At 70.9% G+C, this 16463-nt stretch carries 12 protein-coding genes; 2 read left to right on the top strand and 10 right to left on the bottom strand.

Annotated features, from left to right (window positions below; translation table 11 throughout):
- Positions 1-6: 6 nt before the first annotated feature.
- From IE272_RS12280 to IE272_RS12245, 8 genes are all read right to left on the bottom strand, one after another.
- Positions 7-3726, bottom strand: coding sequence for a ThuA domain-containing protein (locus IE272_RS12280; protein ID WP_190006846.1), 3720 nt, complete (start codon positions 3724-3726; stop codon positions 7-9).
- Positions 3727-4015: 289 nt separating this feature from the next.
- Positions 4016-5020, bottom strand: a complete 1005-nt coding sequence (locus IE272_RS12275) for a sugar phosphate isomerase/epimerase family protein (protein WP_050359141.1) — start codon at positions 5018-5020, stop codon at positions 4016-4018.
- 13 nt (positions 5021-5033) lie between these two features.
- Positions 5034-6269: a Gfo/Idh/MocA family protein gene (locus IE272_RS12270; protein WP_050359140.1), complete on the bottom strand. Its 1236-nt coding sequence runs from the start codon at positions 6267-6269 to the stop codon at positions 5034-5036.
- 71 nt (positions 6270-6340) lie between these two features.
- Positions 6341-7375: a substrate-binding domain-containing protein gene (locus tag IE272_RS12265; protein WP_056705856.1), complete on the bottom strand. Its 1035-nt coding sequence runs from the start codon at positions 7373-7375 to the stop codon at positions 6341-6343.
- Positions 7376-7470: 95 nt separating this feature from the next.
- Complete coding sequence (locus tag IE272_RS12260; RefSeq protein ID WP_050359138.1) at positions 7471-8523, bottom strand: ABC transporter permease; 1053 nt, start codon at positions 8521-8523, stop codon at positions 7471-7473.
- Positions 8520-10043 (bottom strand): sugar ABC transporter ATP-binding protein, encoded by a 1524-nt coding sequence (locus IE272_RS12255; RefSeq protein WP_050359137.1) that lies wholly within the window; start codon positions 10041-10043, stop codon positions 8520-8522. Before IE272_RS12255 ends, IE272_RS12260 begins: the two co-directional genes overlap by 4 nt.
- Before the next feature lie 264 nt (positions 10044-10307).
- A complete protein-coding gene (locus IE272_RS12250) occupies positions 10308-11489 on the bottom strand; it encodes an ROK family transcriptional regulator (protein ID WP_056705858.1) in 1182 nt (393 codons plus the stop codon).
- Positions 11490-11659: 170 nt separating this feature from the next.
- Positions 11660-12619 carry a beta-ketoacyl-ACP synthase III gene (locus IE272_RS12245; RefSeq protein WP_050359135.1) on the bottom strand — a complete coding sequence of 320 codons (960 nt, stop codon included), beginning with the start codon at positions 12617-12619 and terminating at the stop codon, positions 11660-11662.
- A gap of 245 nt (positions 12620-12864) precedes the next feature.
- On the opposite strand from IE272_RS12245, the gene fdhD reads away from it, so the two are divergent.
- On the top strand, positions 12865-13713 hold the full coding sequence (gene fdhD / locus IE272_RS12240) for a formate dehydrogenase accessory sulfurtransferase FdhD (RefSeq protein WP_190006845.1): 849 nt from the start codon (positions 12865-12867) through the stop codon (positions 13711-13713).
- 69 nt (positions 13714-13782) lie between these two features.
- On the opposite strand, the gene IE272_RS12235 is transcribed toward fdhD, so the two are convergent.
- Positions 13783-13998, bottom strand: coding sequence for a helix-hairpin-helix domain-containing protein (locus tag IE272_RS12235; protein ID WP_030623563.1), 216 nt, complete (start codon positions 13996-13998; stop codon positions 13783-13785).
- A gap of 40 nt (positions 13999-14038) precedes the next feature.
- Positions 14039-15082 (bottom strand): bile acid:sodium symporter family protein, encoded by a 1044-nt coding sequence (locus IE272_RS12230; protein WP_190006844.1) that lies wholly within the window; start codon positions 15080-15082, stop codon positions 14039-14041.
- A gap of 281 nt (positions 15083-15363) precedes the next feature.
- Between IE272_RS12230 and IE272_RS12225 the strand changes: the two genes are divergently transcribed.
- Positions 15364-16257, top strand: a complete 894-nt coding sequence (locus IE272_RS12225) for a LysR substrate-binding domain-containing protein (protein WP_056705863.1) — start codon at positions 15364-15366, stop codon at positions 16255-16257.
- Positions 16258-16463: the final 206 nt, after the last annotated feature.

Genomic DNA, 16463 nt, shown 5'->3' with positions numbered 1-16463 from the left:
GCCGCCCTACTGCGAGGGCAGCTCCTTCAGTTGGATGTTGCGGAAGGACACCTGGTCGTCGGCTCCGTGGTTCTGGAGGCCGATGTAGCCGTCCTTCAGACTGCGGGCCGGGTCGGTGTTGGTGAAGTCGTTGATCTTCGATCCGTTGAGGAAGATCTGCAGACGTTCGCCCTGGACCTTGATCTCGTAGCTGTTCCACTGGCCCGGCGGCCGCAGGACGCGGTCACGGGCCTTGATGTTGGCGGACTTGAAGGTGTAGACGGCGCCGGTCGTGCGGTCGGCGGCATCGGTGGCGTCGATCTGGATCTCGTACCCGTTGTTGACCGCCGACCAGGGGTCGTCGGACTCCGGGAAGCCCACGAAGACACCGGAGTTGTCGTCGCCGGACATCTTCCAGTCGAGCTTGAGCGAGTACGACTTCAGTTCCTTGGCCTGGTAGGTGAGCAGGCCCATGCCGCCCTCGGAGTGCAGGGCGCCGTCACTGACGGAGAACTTCCCCGGGCCGGCCTGCTTCCATCCCTCCAGCGTCTTGCCGTTGAAGACGGGCCGGTAGTCCTTGTCCGGCTTGCAGTCGGCCTTGACCTGGCCGGTGGCGTAGCGCAGGCCGCCCAGCACGTGGCTGCGGAAGGCCGGCTCGGCGTAGGACTCCTTGGTGTGGCCGAGGCCGGTGTAGAAGGAGCGGCCGCCCTCGTAGGTCTGGCACCAGGAGATCGGGTGATCGCCCTTCATGTTCCCGCCGGTGTAGGTGGTCTCGTCGAGTGTGGCGAGGACCTTGGCCTTGTCCCGGGGGTTGGTGCCGTAGTTGTACCACTCGTCGGTGCGCTGCCACTCGTCGTCGAGGTGGGCGGTGGCGGGGTGGTCGTGGTCCTCGACGCGGACGGTCGCGGGCTGGATCTGCGGGTGGGAGTCGAAGTAGGCGCCGACGAGGCCGCCGTAGAACTCCCAGTCGTACTCGGTGTCGGCGGCCGCGTGGATGCCGACGTAGCCGCCGCCGGTGGCGACGTAGTTCTCGAACGCCTTCTGCTGCTCGGCGTTGAGGACGTCACCGGTGGTGGAGAGGAACGCGACGGCGTCGTAACGGGCCAGGTTGCTGGTGGTGAACTGGGCGGCGGACTCGGTGGAGTCGACCGTGATGTTGGTGTCCTTGCCGATCTCCTTCAGCGCCGCGATGCCCGTGGGGATCGAGTCGTGGCGGAAGCCGGCGGTCTTGGAGAAGACCAGGACGCGCTTGGCGGTCCTGTCGACCGGGGTGCTGGACAGTTCGAAGTCGTCGACGTCGTAGAGCGCTCCGTCGCCGCCCTTGAAGACCAGGAAGAGTTCCGTCTGCTTCTTGGGCGCACCGCGCAGCGGGATGTCGATGTCCTGGAAGGTGTCCCAGCTGCCGGTCACCGGGACGGGGCCCGAGCCGAGGATCTTCCCGGTGGGCGATCCGGCGCGTACTTCGAGGAAGCCGCCGGAGCCGGCCGAGGAGACGCGGGCGGTGAGCTTGGTGGTGCCGCCCAGGACGTACGTCTTGAAGGAGATCCAGTCGTCGTTGTGGATGTCGCCGACGGTCTTGCCGCCGTGGGCGCTGGACTTGCTCGGGGTGGTGACGCCGGAGGAGGCGTCGAAGTGCTCGGCCTGACGGTGCTTGGGCTGGAGCCGGGAGGCGTCCTTGCCGGTCAGCTTGGCCTGGCCGCCGCCGCCGTTGTCGGTGTAGGAGGCGGAAATGCCGCCGTAGATGTTGGCGTTGGGGTCGTGGCCGCCTTCCATGGCGGTCTTGATGGTGCCCTCGCAGCCGTGCTCGGTGGTGATGTCGTGGCCGTGGCTGTCGTGGCCCAGGGTGAACTTGACCTCGACCTTGGTGCAGTCGATGGTCCCGTCCTCCGGGTCGCTGACGTTCACCTTGAACGGCACGGCGTCACCGAACTCGAAGAGCTGCCCGTCCTCGGGAAGCACCAGCTCCACGGTCGGGGCGGTGTTGCCGACGGTCACGTGGACGCTGGCGGAGCCGGTGCGGCCGGTGGGGTCCTCGGCGGTGAGGGTGGCGGTGTAGGTGCCGTTCTTCTTGTACGTGTGTGTCGGGTTGGCGGCGGTGGACTTGGAGCCGTCCCCGAAGTCCCAGGCGTAGGTGAGCGGGTCGTCGTCGCCGTCGGACGTGCCGGCCGAGGAGAACTTCACCTTCAGGGGTGCGGTGCCCGAGGTCTTGTTGGCCGCGGCCTCGGCGATGGGCGAGCGGCCTCCGGTGGCGTTCTCGATGCGGTAGAGCGCGGAGTTCTCGTCGCCGCCGAACCAGGCGAGGCCGTAGTCGAGGACGTACAGGGCCCCGTCCGGGCCGAAGGCCATGTCCATGATCTGCGTGCCGGACCACGGCACGTCGTTGATGGACTGGACGCCGCCGTCGGCGTCCTGCTCGATGCGCTTGATCCACTGGCGGCCGAACTCACCGGCGAAGAAGTCGCCGTCGTAGGCCTCGGGGAACTTCACCGGGGAGTCCAGGTCCGCGTCGTAGCGGTAGACGGGTCCGCCCATCGGGGACTCGGAGCCGGTGCCGAACTCGGGCACGGATCCGCCGTCGTACGGGATCCACGCGGCCTGGGCCGGCGGGAGGTCGACGAGCCCGGTGTTGTGCGGCGACTCGTTCTTCGGGGCGGCGCAGTCGAAGGCGGCGCCCGATGCCTTGGTGGCGAAGTCGTAGTCGATGTAGGGCTCGTTGTCGCCGACGCAGAAGGGCCAGCCGAAGTTGGCGGCCTTCGTCACCTTGGCGAACTCGACCTTGCCGGACGGTCCGCGCTTGGGGTCGGCAGCGCCGGCGTCGGGGCCGTAGTCGCCGACGTACACGGTGCCGGTGGCCTGGTCGACGGAGAAGCGGAAGGGGTTGCGGAAGCCCATCGCGTAGATCTCGGGGCGCGTCTTGTCCGTCCCGGGTGCGAAGAGGTTCCCCTCCGGAACGGTGTACGAGCCGTCCTCGGCGACCTTGATGCGCAGGATCTTGCCGCGCAGGTCGTTGGTGTTGCCCGAGGTGCGGCGGGCGTCGAACGCCGGGTTGCGGTCGGGGCGTTCGTCGATCGGGGTGAAGCCGTCGGAGGCGAAGGGGTTGGTGTCGTCGCCGGTGGAGAGGTAGAGGTTGCCCTCGGCGTCGAAGTCGATGTCGCCGCCGACGTGGCAGCAGGTGCCGCGCGAGGTGGCGACGTCCAGGACCTTCTTCTCACTGGCGGTGTCGAGGGTGCCGTCCTCGTTGAGGACGAAGCGGGAGAGCCGGTTGACGCCCTCGAACTTCGCGAAGTCGGCGGGGGTGCCGGTCTCCGGGGCGTCGCCCGCGGGGGTGTCCATCGGCGGTGCGTAGAAGAGGTAGATCGCCCGGTTCTCGGCGAAGTCGGGGTCGACGCCGACGCCTTGGAGGCCTTCCTCGTCGTGCGTGTACACGGGGAGGGTGCCGGAGATCCGGGTGTTGCCGGCGCTGTCGGTGATCCGCAGCTCGCCGCCGCGTGAGGTGTGCAGCACGCTGCGGTCCGGGAGGACGGCGAGCGACATGGGCTCGCCGGTCTCCTCGGCGCCCTTGGCCAGGGTGACTTGCTGGAAGTCCTCCGCCACGGGCTCCTCGTGCCCGGGGTGCCCCGGGTGGGCGGTGGCTCCGGGGGCGGAGCCGAGGGTCAGGGTCGCGGCGGCGAGCAGGCCGCCGGTGAACAGCGCGAGCGATTTACGGACGCGGGTCCGGGCCAGGAGCCGCTTTCTGGTTCTGTGCACGTAGGTCCTCCGGAGAGTGCCGGTTGTACGGGCGGGTGTAGCCGTGCCGTGCCGCGCGGGGACTGCCGCGCGTGCGTCACCGGAGACGGGAGCGACCCCGGTGACGCGAGTCATGTCGTGTACACGAAATGGACGGTAGACCTGTTCGTCCTCGACGGAAAGCCCTTGTGCAACAGGTAAGTCGAACTTCTGCTTCCGTCAGGACAAAGGAGTTTCCGGGCAGCGCGAGGCAGCCCCGGGGGCGGGGAGCCGTGAACCGGATCATGCCCCCGGGGCTTGGTCGGGCGTCCTACTCGCCGCCGCCGAAGGCCGCGTCGAAGGAGGCCGACGGCGGGTCGAAGTCGAACCGCTTGAGGCTGGCGAGCGCTTCGGGAGCGCCGGTCAGCCGGTCCATGCCGGCGTCCTCCCACTCCACGGAGATCGGGCCCTCGTAGCCGATGGACCGGAGCATCCGGAAGACGTCCTCCCAGGGCACGTCGCCGTGGCCGGCGGAGACGAAGTCCCAGCCGCGCCGGGGGTCGCCCCAGGGCAGGTGCGAGCCGAGCCGGCCGTTGCGGCCGTCGAGGCGCTTGCGGGCCTCCTTGCAGTCCACGTGGTAGATCCGGTCCCGGAAGTCGTAGAGGAAGTTGACCGGGTCGAGGTCCTGCCAGACGAAGTGGCTCGGGTCGAAGTTCAGCCCGAACGCGGGCCGGTGGTCCACCGCTTCGAGCGCGCGCTTGGTGGTCCAGTAGTCGTACGCGATCTCGCTCGGGTGCACCTCGTGCGCGAAGCGCACCCCCTCGGCGTCGAAGACGTCGAGGATCGGGTTCCAGCGCTCGGCGAAGTCCTCGTAGCCCCGCTCGATCATGTGCGGCGGGACGGGCGGGAACATCGCGACGAGGTGCCAGATCGAGGAGCCGGTGAACCCGATGACCGTGTCCACCCCGAAGGCGGCGGCGGCCCGGGCGGTGTCCGCGATCTCGGCGGCGGCCCGCTGCCGTACGCCCTCGGGCTCGCCGTCGCCCCAGATGCGGGCGGGCAGGATGCCCTGGTGGCGTTCGTCGATCGGGTTGTCGCAGACGGCCTGGCCGACCAGATGGTTGGAGATCGCGAAGCACTTCAGGCCGTACTTGTCGAGCAGCTGGTGCCTGGTGTCCAGGTATCCGGGGTCGGCCAGCGCCTTGTCGACCTCGAAGTGATCTCCCCAGCAGGCGAGTTCGAGCCCGTCGTAGCCGAAGTCCCGGGCGTGCTTGCAGACCTCCTCCAACGGGAGGTCGGCCCACTGGCCGGTGAACAGGGTGAAGGGGCGGGGCATGGGCGGCAGCCTCCTAGGACGAGGACGGGACCGGGGTGTGGACGGAGTTCTTGGCGGCGCTCTCCTCGACGGCGGCGAGGACCCGCTGCACCTGGAGTCCGTCCGCGAACGACGGTACGGGCTGAGCCCCTTCGGCGATCGTGTGGACCACGTCACGGGCCTGATGGACGAAGGTGTGCTCGTAACCGAGTCCGTGGCCCGGCGGCCACCAGGCCTCCAGGTAGGGGTGCTCGGGTTCGGTGACGAGGATGCGCCGGAAGCCCGCGGTGGCGGCGGGCTCGGTGTGGTCGTGGAAGGACAGCTCGTTGAGCCGTTCCAGGTCGAAGGCGAGCGACCCCCGTTCCCCGTTGATCTCCAGGCGCAGGGCGTTCTTGCGCCCGGCGGCCATCCGGGTCGCCTCGAAGGAGGCCAGTGCGCCGGAGGCGAGCCGGCCGGTGAAGATCGCCGCGTCGTCGACGGTCACCTCGCCCCGCTCCACCGTGTCGGCGCTGCCGGAGAGCCCGGCCGACGCCCCGGCGAGCAGGGGCCTCTCGCGTACGAAGGTCTCGGACACGGCGGACACACCGGTGAGCAGCTCGCCCGCCAGGTACTGGGCGAGGTCGACGATGTGGGCGCCGAGGTCCCCGAGCGCGCCGGACCCGGCGTGCTCGCGCTTGAGCCGCCAGGTGAGCGGTGAGGCCGGGTCCACCAGCCAGTCCTGGAGGTAGGTGGCGCGCACATGGCGCAGGGGGCCGAGCCGGCCCTCCGCGATGAGCTGCCGGGCGTAGGAGATGGCGGGCACCTTGCGGTAGTTGAAGCCCACGATCGCCACCTGCCCGCGGGCGGAGGCCGCTTCGGCGGCGCGGACCATCGCCTCCGCCTCGGCCACGGTGTTGGCGAGCGGCTTCTCGCACAGGACGTGCTTGCCCGCCTCCAGGGCGGCGATGGCGATCTCCGCATGGCTGTCGCCGGGGGTGCAGATGTCGATCAGCTGGACATCGTCCCGGGCGATCAGTGCCCGCCAGTCGGTCTCCGCCGCCGCCCAGCCGTGCCGGGCGGCGGCGGCGTCGACCGCCGCACGGTCGCGTCCGCAGATCGCGGCGAGAGCGGGTCGCAGGGGCAGGTCGAAGACGTGTCCTGCGGTGCGCCAGCCCTGCGAGTGGGCGGCGCCCATGAACGCGTATCCGACCATGCCGACCCCGAGCGTTCCTCGCGCCTCCTGCGGCGACGGTGCCGGGCCTTGCGTTTCCGTCTCTTGACTACGGGCCATGCGGACTTCCTCCTCATCGGTGTGCGGTAACGGGCCGGGGGATGCGCTCTCCGCACCCCCCGGAGTCCCGGTCAGTTGAAGCCCGTCGGCAGGTACTGGTCGATGTTGTCCTTCGTCACGACCGCGGAGTACAGGGTCAGGGAGGTCGGGATCTCCATCTCGGAGAGGCCGCTGACGCCCTTGCTCTGGCCCAGGGCCCGTGCCAGGTCGATCGCGGACGCGGCCATCGTCGGCGGGTAGAGGACGGTGGCCTTGATGACCGAGTTGTCGGCCTTGATGGCGTCCATCGCGGACTTGGCGCCGGCGCCGCCGACCATGATGAACTCGTCCCGGCCCGCCTGCTCGATGGCGCGGAGCGCGCCGACGCCCTGGTCGTCGTCGTGGTTCCACAGGGCGTCGAACTGCTTCTGTGCCTGGAGGAGTTGGGCCATCTTGGCCTGACCCGACTCGACGGTGAAGTCGGCGGCCTGACGGGCCACCAGCTTGATGTTGGAGTAGTTCTTGAGGGCGTCGGCGAAGCCCTGGCTGCGCTGCTTGGTCAGCTCCAGGTTGTCGATTCCGGCGAGCTCGACGACCTTGGCGTTCGCCTTGTCCTTGAGCTGCTCGCCGATGTAGTGCCCGGCGTTGAGGCCCATGCCGTAGTTGTCGCCGCCGACCCAGCAGCGGTAGGCCTGCGGGGAGGCGAAGATGCGGTCCAGGTTGACGACGGGGATACCCGCCCTCATCGCTTCCAGGCCGACCTGGGTGAGGGCCTTGCCGTCGGCGGGGAGGACGACGAGGACGTCGACCTTCTTGTTGATGAGGGTCTTGACCTGGCCGATCTGGGCGGCGGTGTCGTTGGAACCCTCGGTGATCTCCAGGGTGACGTCGGAGTACGTCTCCGCCCGGGACTTGGCGTTCACGTTGATCGCGTTGAGCCAGCCGTGGTCGGCCTGCGGTCCGGCGAAGCCGATGGTGACGGCCTTGCCCGGCTTGTCGTCGGCGGGGGCGCTGTTGCCGGCGGGCTCGGTCTTCTTGGGCTCGTTGCTGGTACAGGCGGTGAGGAGCGCGCCCGCGGAGACGGCGGCGGTTCCGAACAGCAGCCCTCTGCGGCTGGTTTCTGGCATGACGGTCTGACCCTTCATCCGGTGGGTGCGTACGAGGTGCGGGTGCTGGGGGGGGGTGCGTTGTGGGGCGCTCGGGTGCCGGGACGCTCGGTCGCTCAGGTCTCCCTGCCGCGCATGGTGCGGCGCTGGACGAGGACGGCGGCGACGATGATGGCGCCCTTGGCGATCTGCTGGACATCGCTCTGGAGGTTGTTGAGAGCGAAGATGTTGGTGATCGTGGTGAAGATCAGGACGCCGAGGACGGAGCCGACGATGGTGCCCCGGCCGCCGCTGAGCAGGGTCCCGCCGATGATCGCTGCGGCGATGGCGTCGAGCTCGTACAGGTTGCCGTTGGTGTTCTGGCCGGAGCCGGCGAGCACGATCAGCATGAAGGCGGCGATGCCGCAGCACAGCCCGGACAGCAGGTAGAGGTAGAGGCGCTGGCGGCGGACGTCGATCCCGGCGAGCCGGGCGGCCTCGGCGTTGCCGCCGACGGCGACGGTGCGGCGGCCGAAGGTGGTCCGGTTGAGGATGAGCCAGCCGACGACGGTGACCACGGCGAACATGATGACCAGCGGCGGGATGCCGAGAATGTAGGAGTCGGGCAGGCCGAGGTCCAGGACCGAGTCCACGGTGACGATCTGCGTCTTGCCGTCGGTGATCTGGAGGGCGAGTCCGCGCGCCGAGGCGAGCATGGCGAGCGTCGCGATGAAGGGGACCATTCCCCCGTACGCGATGAGGACGCCGTTCACGAGTCCGGCGGCGAGGCCGACGATGACCGCGGTGAACGCGATGCCCGCGAAGCCGTACTCCTGGGTGGCCAGGGTCGTCGCCCACACCGAGGCGAGGGCGACCATGGCGCCGACGGAGAGGTCGATGCCGCCGCTGATGATGACGAAGGTCATCCCGACCGTGACGACGCCGATGACGGACGCCTGGGTCAGGATCAGCTGGAGGTTGCCGGTGTCCAGGAAGGCGTCAGGTTCGGTGATGCCGCCGACCACGATCAGCGCGGCGAGCACGCCGAGCAGGGACAGGATCCGGACGTCGAGCCGCAGACCGAGGGCCGGCATGCCACCGCCCGACTTCGAGGGCGGCGTGTCGGAGGGGCCGGTGAGGGTCCCCTTGTCCGGCCCGTTGTGCTGCGCCGACGGGGCGGGCTGTGTCATGGCGTCGGGCTCCCTTCCATCACGAGGTCGAGTACGCGGTGCTCGTCGAGCTCCTGGGCGGGGGCCGTGTGGACCACTTGGCCCTCGCGGAGCACCAGCACCCGGTCGGCGAGGCCCAGGACTTCGGGCACTTCGCTGGAGACGAGCAGAACGGCGAGGCCTTCGTCGGCCAGCCGGCGGATCACGGCGTAGAGCTCGGCGCGCGCGCCGACGTCGACGCCACGGGTGGGTTCGTCCAGCAGCAGGACCCGGCAGCCGCGCAGCAGCCAGCGGGCGAGGACGGCTTTCTGCTGGTTGCCGCCGGAGAGGGTGCGGACGGCGGCGTCCGGGTTGTCGGGCCGCATCTGCAGCTCACGGGTGGCCCCCTGAGCGGCCTTCCGCTCACCGCCCCGGTCGATCCAGCCGATCCGGGCGAAGCGGGAGAGGGAGGAGACCGACACGTTGCGGGTGACCGACTCGGTCATCAGCAGCGCCTGCGCCTTGCGTTCCTCGGGCGCGAGTCCGATGCCCGCCGCGACGGCGGCGCGGACGCTGCCGGGGCGGAGCTGCTTGCCGGCGACGGTGACGGTCCCGGTGCTCGCCTTGCGGGCTCCGTAGATGGTCTCCAGGATCTCGGAGCGTCCCGAGCCGACGAGTCCGGCGAGGCCGACGATCTCGCCGGGCCGCAGCTCCAGGTCGACGGGGGCGAACTCGCCCTTGCGGGACAGGCCTTGGACCCGGAGTACGGGTTCGGCGGTGGCGGCGGCCGGCTCTTCCGGGCGCGGCGGGAAGACATAGGCGACGTCCCGGCCGGTCATCATGGCAACGATGTCGCGGGTGGGTGTGTCGGCTGCGGGCAGCCCGACGGCCACGGTCCTGCCGTCCTTGATGACGGTGACCCGGTCGCCGATGCGGCGGATCTCCTCCAGGCGGTGCGAGATGTAGACGACGGCCACCCCGTCGGCGGTGAGGCTGTCGACGATCCGGAAGAGGTTGTCGACCTCGTCGGGGTCGAGGGCGGCGGAGGGCTCGTCCATCACGATGAGCCGGACGTCGTGGGAGAGCGCCCTGGCCATGGAGACGATCTGCTGCTGGGCGGCGGAGAGGTCCCCGACGTGCCGGGCGGGGTCGATCTCCGGGTGCCCGAGGCGGGCCAGGAGCGCCTTCGCGGCGAGACGGCCCTCCCCCGTACGGACGATGAAGCCCGCGCTGGTCGGCTCGTGGCCGAGGAAGACGTTCTCGGCGACCGACAGGCCCTCGACCAGGTCGAGTTCCTGGTAGATGGTGGCGATGCCCAGGCGCATGGCGGCGATCGGCGACTTGAGCTGGACGGTCTCGCCGCGCCAGGTGATCTCGCCGTCGTTGGGCTGGTGGGCTCCGGCGAGCACCTTGATGAGGGTGGACTTGCCGGCGCCGTTCTGGCCGAGGAGGCAGTGGACCTCGCCGGCCTGGACCTCCAGGTCGACGCCGTCCAGGGCACGGACGCCCGGGAAGAGCTTGGTGATGCCGGACATGGTGAGCAGGGGTGGTTCTGGTGCCATGACGAATCCCCTCGGCGAATGGGGTCTCCCCTGCTCGGGCGGTGCCGAGGGGCCGGGGAGGGCCGGTGAGCGGACAGGGCGCAGGGCTGGAGGTGCCGTGGAGCCGGCGGCACCGCGAACGGCTGCTGGACTAGGACCTGACGAGCGAGTACCTGACTGGTTCCTGGCTGATCTGCCTGACGAGCGGGTACCTGACGAGTACCTGACTAGTACCTGGCTGATGCCGGGTACCTGACCAATACGGTGGTGCGTCGGCCCCTGTGGTCAGGCCGGTGAGAAGAGGTGGTCGCTGATGAGCCGGGCCGCGCCGATCACTCCGGCGGTGGGGCCCAACTCGCCCAGCACGATGGGGAGGTTGCCGGTGGCCAGGGGCAGCGACTGCTTGTAGACCTGGGTGCGGACACTGGCGAGGAGGTTGTGACCGAGGCCGGTGACCCCGCCGCCGATCACCACCAGACCGGGATTGAAGAAGCTGACCAGGCTCGCGATCACCTGGCCGAGCCGGTTGCCGCCTTCGCGGATCAGGTCGAGCGCGGCGGCGTCCCCGGCAGCGGCGGCGGCCGCCACGTCGGCGGCGGTGAGGCGGCCCGCCGTCTCCAGCCGGGCGGCGAGCTCGGGCGAGCGGCCCTCCCGGGCGGCGTCCTCCGCGTCCCGGGCGAGGGCGGCGCCGCTGAAGTGGGCCTCCAGGCAGCCCTTGTTGCCGCAGGCGCAGGCCCGGCCGTCCGGGTCGACCTGGATGTGCCCGATGTCCCCGGCGCTGCCGGTCGTACCTCGGTAGACCTCGCCGCCGACGACGATGCCGCAGCCGATGCCGGTGCCGATCTTGACGCAGAGGAAGTCGCCCACGGAGCGGGCCACGCCCGCGTGCTGCTCCCCCATCGCCATGAGGTTCACGTCGTTGTCGACCATGACGGGGCAGCCCAGCTCCTGGCTGAGCGCCTCGCGGACCGGGAAACCGTCCCAGCCGGGCATGATCGGCGGCGCGACCGGCACGCCCTCGGGGAAGCGGACGGGGCCGGGGACCCCGATGCCCGCGCCGTCGAAGCCCTCGGCGAGTCCGGAGGCCCGCAGTTTGGCGGCCAGCGACAGGACCTGCTCGAAGACGGCTACGGGTCCCTCGCGCACGTCCATCGGGTGGTTGAGGTGTCCCAGTACCTCCAGCTCCGCGTTGGTGACGGCCACGTCGATCGAGGTCGCGCCGATGTCGACCCCGAGGAACCGCAGTTCGGGAGCGAGCCGGATGTTGTGCGAGCGGCGCCCGCCGCGCGATGCGGCGAGTCCGTCGGCCACCACCAGGCCGGTCTCCAGCAGCCGGTCCACCTCGACGGCGAGCTTCGAGCGCGAGAGCTCTACCTGATCACCCAGTTGCGCACGGGAGTTGGGGCCCCCGTCGCGCAGCAGCCGGAGCAGCCGCGCCTGATGCGCGTTCGCGGGTCGTGCCGTCATGCGTCTCACGCGTCCCTCCCCGCCACATCGGCCAGTCCGTCGGGCTTTCGAGGGGAACGTAGCAGCGCTTTCCCGGAGTGGGAAGAAGTTGCGCAGGAATCCGCCCCAACTTTCTCCACACCCAGGACAAAGGTCTTCGGCCGGAGGTCACCCGGACGCCCGGGAAGCGGTCACGGGCAGCGGATGACCTGGCCCGCGTAGGAGAGGTTTCCGCCGAATCCGAAGAGCAGGACGGGCGCGCCGGAGGCGACCTCGCCGCGCTCGACCAGCTTGGACAGGGCCATCGGGATGGAGGCGGCGGAGGTGTTGCCGGAGTCCACCACGTCCCGGGCGATGACGGCGTTGACCGCGCCGATCTTGCGGGCGACCGGCTCGATGATCCGCAGGTTGGCCTGGTGCAGGACGACGGCGGCCAGGTCCTCCGGGGCGATGCCCGCCTTCTCGCAGACCCGGCGGGCGATCGGGGGAAGCTGGGTGGTGGCCCAGCGGTAGACGGACTGGCCCTCCTGCGCGAAGCGCGGCGGCGTTCCCTCGATCCGGACCGCGTTGCCCATCTCCGGCACGGAGCCCCACAGCACCGGTCCGATGCCGGGCCCGTCCGGGGTGTCGGGGGCCGTCGGGTCGGCGGTGACGACCGCGGCGCCCGCGCCGTCGCCGAGCAGGACGCAGGTGGAGCGGTCGGTCCAGTCCGCGATGTCGGCCATCTTGTCGGCGCCGATGACCAGGGCGCGGCTCGCCGCACCGGCCCGGATCGTGTGGTCGGCGGTGGCCAGCGCGTGCGTGAAGCCGGAGCACACCACGTTGATGTCCATCACGGCGGGCGAACCCATGCCGAGCCGTGCCGCGACCCGTGCCGCCATGCTCGGGGACCGGTCGATCGCGGTGGAGGTGGCGACGAGGACCAGATCGATGTCCGAGGGCGCCAGCCCGGCCGTGGCCAGCGCCTTGGCTCCCGCGTGCGCGGCCATCTCGTCCACCGGCTCGTCGGGGCCACCCACATGGCGGGTCTTGATACCGACCCGGCTGGTGATCCACTCGTCGCTCGTGTCGACCATGGCCGCCAGATCGTCGTTGGTGAGCACCTTGGCGGGCTGGTAGTGGCCGAGCGCCACGACACGTGAGCCGGTCATACGGGTTCCCATCGTCGGGTAGGGCAGGAAACATCCAGTCTTGGTCGCTACCGTCGGGTACGGGGGCACGTGATCCCACAGGAATCCGGCCCGCACGTTGGAGCATTGACAACAGCCTGGTCAGCGTGCTGTGGCCGTGGCAGCGACACGCCGGTGCGGGTGCCGGACAATGGCGGGATCAGCTTCCGGCTTCCGCTCGTACGGACAGAAGCCATCGCACACGGACAGAATCGGGGTTCACATCCATGGGACGGGCCACCGAACGCCGCCGCACCCTCCGCATCCGGGACGGCGCCGTCTCCTCCCGCGCGGACACCCTGGTGGCGGAGGAACCCCTGGAGATCCGCCTGAACGGCCGTCCGCTGGCCATCACGATGCGTACGCCGGGCGACGATTTCGCGCTGGCCGCGGGCTTCCTGGTCAGCGAGGGGGTGATCGCCGAGGGGGACGAGGTGCAGTCGATCGTCTACTGCGCCGGGGCGACGGCGGACGGGGTGAACAGCTACAACGTGGTGGACGTGAGGCTGGCGCCCGGGGTCCGGGTCCCCGACATCACGCTGGAGCGGAACGTCTACACCACCTCCTCCTGCGGCCTGTGCGGCAAGGCCAGCCTGGACGCGGTACGCACCACGACCCGGCACCCCGTGGCCGACGCACCCCCGGTGCGGGTCACCCCGGAGCTGCTGTCCGCCCTCCCGGACCGGTTGCGGGCCGCGCAGCGGGTGTTCGACCGGACGGGCGGCCTGCATGCCGCCGCGTTGTTCTCCGAGGAGGGCGACCTGTTGGACGTCCGCGAGGACGTCGGGCGGCACAACGCGGTCGACAAGCTGGTGGGGCGGGCGCTGACGGACCACCGGCTGCCCCTGTCCCGGGCCGTCCTGCTGGTGTCGGGGCGGGCCTCGTTCGAGCTGGCGCAGAAGGCCGTGATGGCGGGGATCCCGGTGCTCGCCGCGGTTTCGGCGCCGTCGTCGCTGGCCGTGGACCTGGCGGCGGAGAGCGGACTGACGCTGGTCGGCTTCCTGCGCGGCCGGTCGATGAACGTGTACGCCGGTGAGCACCGGATCGCACTGGAGGCGGCGGTCCGCCAGGGCTGAGGCACGGAGCGGGGCCCGCGCGGGAGGCCCTGAACCTGCCCGGCGCGGGAGGCCCGGAGCGTACGGGCCTCACTCCCCCGCGAAGGCCAGGCCCTCGGCGGCCAGCGCCTCGCGGAGGACCCCGATCGCCTTCGGGCCGACCCCGTGGAGCGCGAGCACCTCCGCGGCGGTCACGGTCGTGAGCTGGGCGAGGCGGGTGTAGCCCGCTGCCCGCAGGGCGCCCCGGGCCGGGTTTCCCGCACCGTGCGGAAAGTCGTCGGCGGGCGTACCGGGCTCGTCACTCATGGCGCTTCCTCGCTGTCGGCTACCGGCTACCGGCTACCGGCTACCGGCTCACCGTAACCGGTGGGTCCGACAACGCCCCGGAAGCGGAATCCGCCGGGTCCCGGGGCGCCTCGGGATCGCGGGAGCGGCGTTTGGCGATCACCGCGCAGACCATCAGCTGCATCTGGTGGAAGAGCATCAGCGGCAGCACCGCCAGGCTCGCGTGCGCCCCGAAGATCACGCTCGCCATCGGCAGCCCGGCCGCCAGGCTCTTCTTCGACCCGGCGAACTGGATGGCGATCCGGTCCGCCCGGCCGAACCCGAGCCGCCGTGCCCCGTACCAGCTCAGGGTGAGCATCAGCGCCAGCAGGACCCCCTCGGCGGCGAGCAGCGCGCCGAGCCGGGCCGGGGTGACCTGGCGCCAGACGCCGGCGACCATCCCGTCGCTGAACGCGGTGTAGACGACGAGCAGGATCGATCCCCGGTCGACCAGGCCGAGAACCTTCTTGTGCCGGGCGAGGAAACCGCCGACCCAGCGGCGCAGCAGTTGCCCGGCGAGGAACGGGACGAGCAGTTGGAGCACGATCTTCAGCAGGGAGTCCGCCGAGAACCCGCCCCCGGTCGATCCGAGGAGCAGGGCGGCGAGCAGCGGGGTGACAAGGATCCCGGCGAGGCTGGAGAAGGACCCGGCACAGATCGCGGCGGGCACGTTGCCCCGGGCGATCGAGGTGAAGGCGATGGACGACTGGATCGTCGAGGGGACCAGGCACAGGAAGAGGAAGCCCGCCTGGAGCTCGGGCGTCAGCACGTACGGCACCAGCCCGGCGCTCGCCAGCCCCAGCAGCGGGAAGAGGACGAAGGTGCAGGCCAGGACGGTGAGGTGGAGGCGCCAGTGCTTGAGTCCGTCGAGCGCCTCGGCCGTGGAGAGCCGCGCCCCGTAGAGGAAGAACAGCAGGGAGACCGCGCCGGTGGAGGCCGCGCCCGCCACATCGGCGGCGGTTCCGCGGGCGGGCAGCAGCGCCGCGAGGGCCACGGTCGCGGCCAGCGCCAGGATGTAGGTGTCGACCGGCAGCCAGGACGGCGGTCTCGGGATGCGGCGGGTCATCTGTCGGGGTCTCCAGGGGTCGGCGGGCCGCGCCGGGCGGACGGCGTCGCGTACCGCCGCTCGGCGCGGCCCGGCCTTACGTCGTGCGGTCCTGCGTAGTGCGGCTTGCGTCGTGCGGCTTGCGTCGTGCGGTCCTACGTCATGCGGTCCTGCGTGGTGCGGCTCCGCGTTCGGGCAGCGGGCAGCGGGCCGTGTCGGCATCCATCCTGCTCCCGCGCCTCCCCATCGGGAATCACGCATACCGCTCTGACTGTCATCACGTATCCCGATAGCGTGGCCCCATGGACGCCACGTACGACCCCGCCCAACTGCGCACCTTCCTCGCCGTGGCCCAGACGCTGAGCTTCACCCAGGCCGCGCGCAGGCTCGGGATCCGCCAGTCCACGGTCAGCCAGCACGTGCGGCGGCTGGAGGGGGCGGCCGGGCGGCAGTTGTTCGCCCGGGACACCCATCGCGTCGACCTCACCGAGGACGGCGAGGCGATGCTCGGCTTCGCCCGGTCGATCCTGTCGGCGCACGAGCGGGCCGCGGCGTTCTTCGCGGGCACCCGGTTGCGCGGCCGGCTGCGGTTCGGGGCCTCCGAGGACTTCGTGCTGACCCGGCTCCCCGAGATCCTGGAGTCCTTCCGCCGTGACCATCCGGAGGTCGAGCTCCAGCTCACCGTGGAACTGTCCGGGACGCTGCACCGGCAGCTCGCGGCGGGCCGGCTGGATCTGGTGCTGGCCAAGCGGCGGACCGGTGACACCCACGGCGAGCTGATGTGGCGGGACGCGCTGGAGTGGATCGGCGCTCCGCAGCTGCGCGTCGATCCGGAGCGTCCCGTGCCGCTGGTCGTCTTCCCGCCACCGGCCATCACCCGGGCCCGCGCCCTGGAGGTGCTGGAGGAACACGGGCGGGCCTGGCGGATCGCCTGTACGAGTACGAGCCTGAGCGGTCTGGTCGCGGCGGCACGGGCGGGCCTGGGGGTGATGGCGCACTCCCGGGGGATGGTCCCGCCGGGGCTGGCGCCGGTTCCGGCCAGGGCAGGGCTGCCGGAGCTCGGCGACGTCGACTTCGTCCTGCTGCACGGGAACCGCCGGGGCGCGGCCCAGGAGGCGGCCGACGCGTTGGCCTCGGCGATCCTGGCGGGCGGCGACCGGCTGCACCGCGGGACCGGCGGCGGGGAAGGGCCGTAGGTCCTGTCGTCAAACTGCCGCCTGCCCCGCGGCGCCATGCACGCGCTCTCGCCGCACCGGACACAGGCCCGAGTACGTCCAGTACGAGGACCTGCACCCGGCACACCGAGAGCACGCACCTGACCCCGCAGGGCCGCCCTCCGGGCGACGACGGCAGTTTGACGACAGGACCTAGCCGCTCCGCGGACCGGCAGTGCTCGCAGCGG

This window comes from Streptomyces anulatus, from assembly GCF_014650675.1.
GTDB lineage: Bacteria > Actinomycetota > Actinomycetes > Streptomycetales > Streptomycetaceae > Streptomyces > Streptomyces anulatus.
The sequence above is the reverse complement of the archived record's forward strand: the minus strand, read 5'-3'. Positions and strand labels throughout refer to the sequence as shown.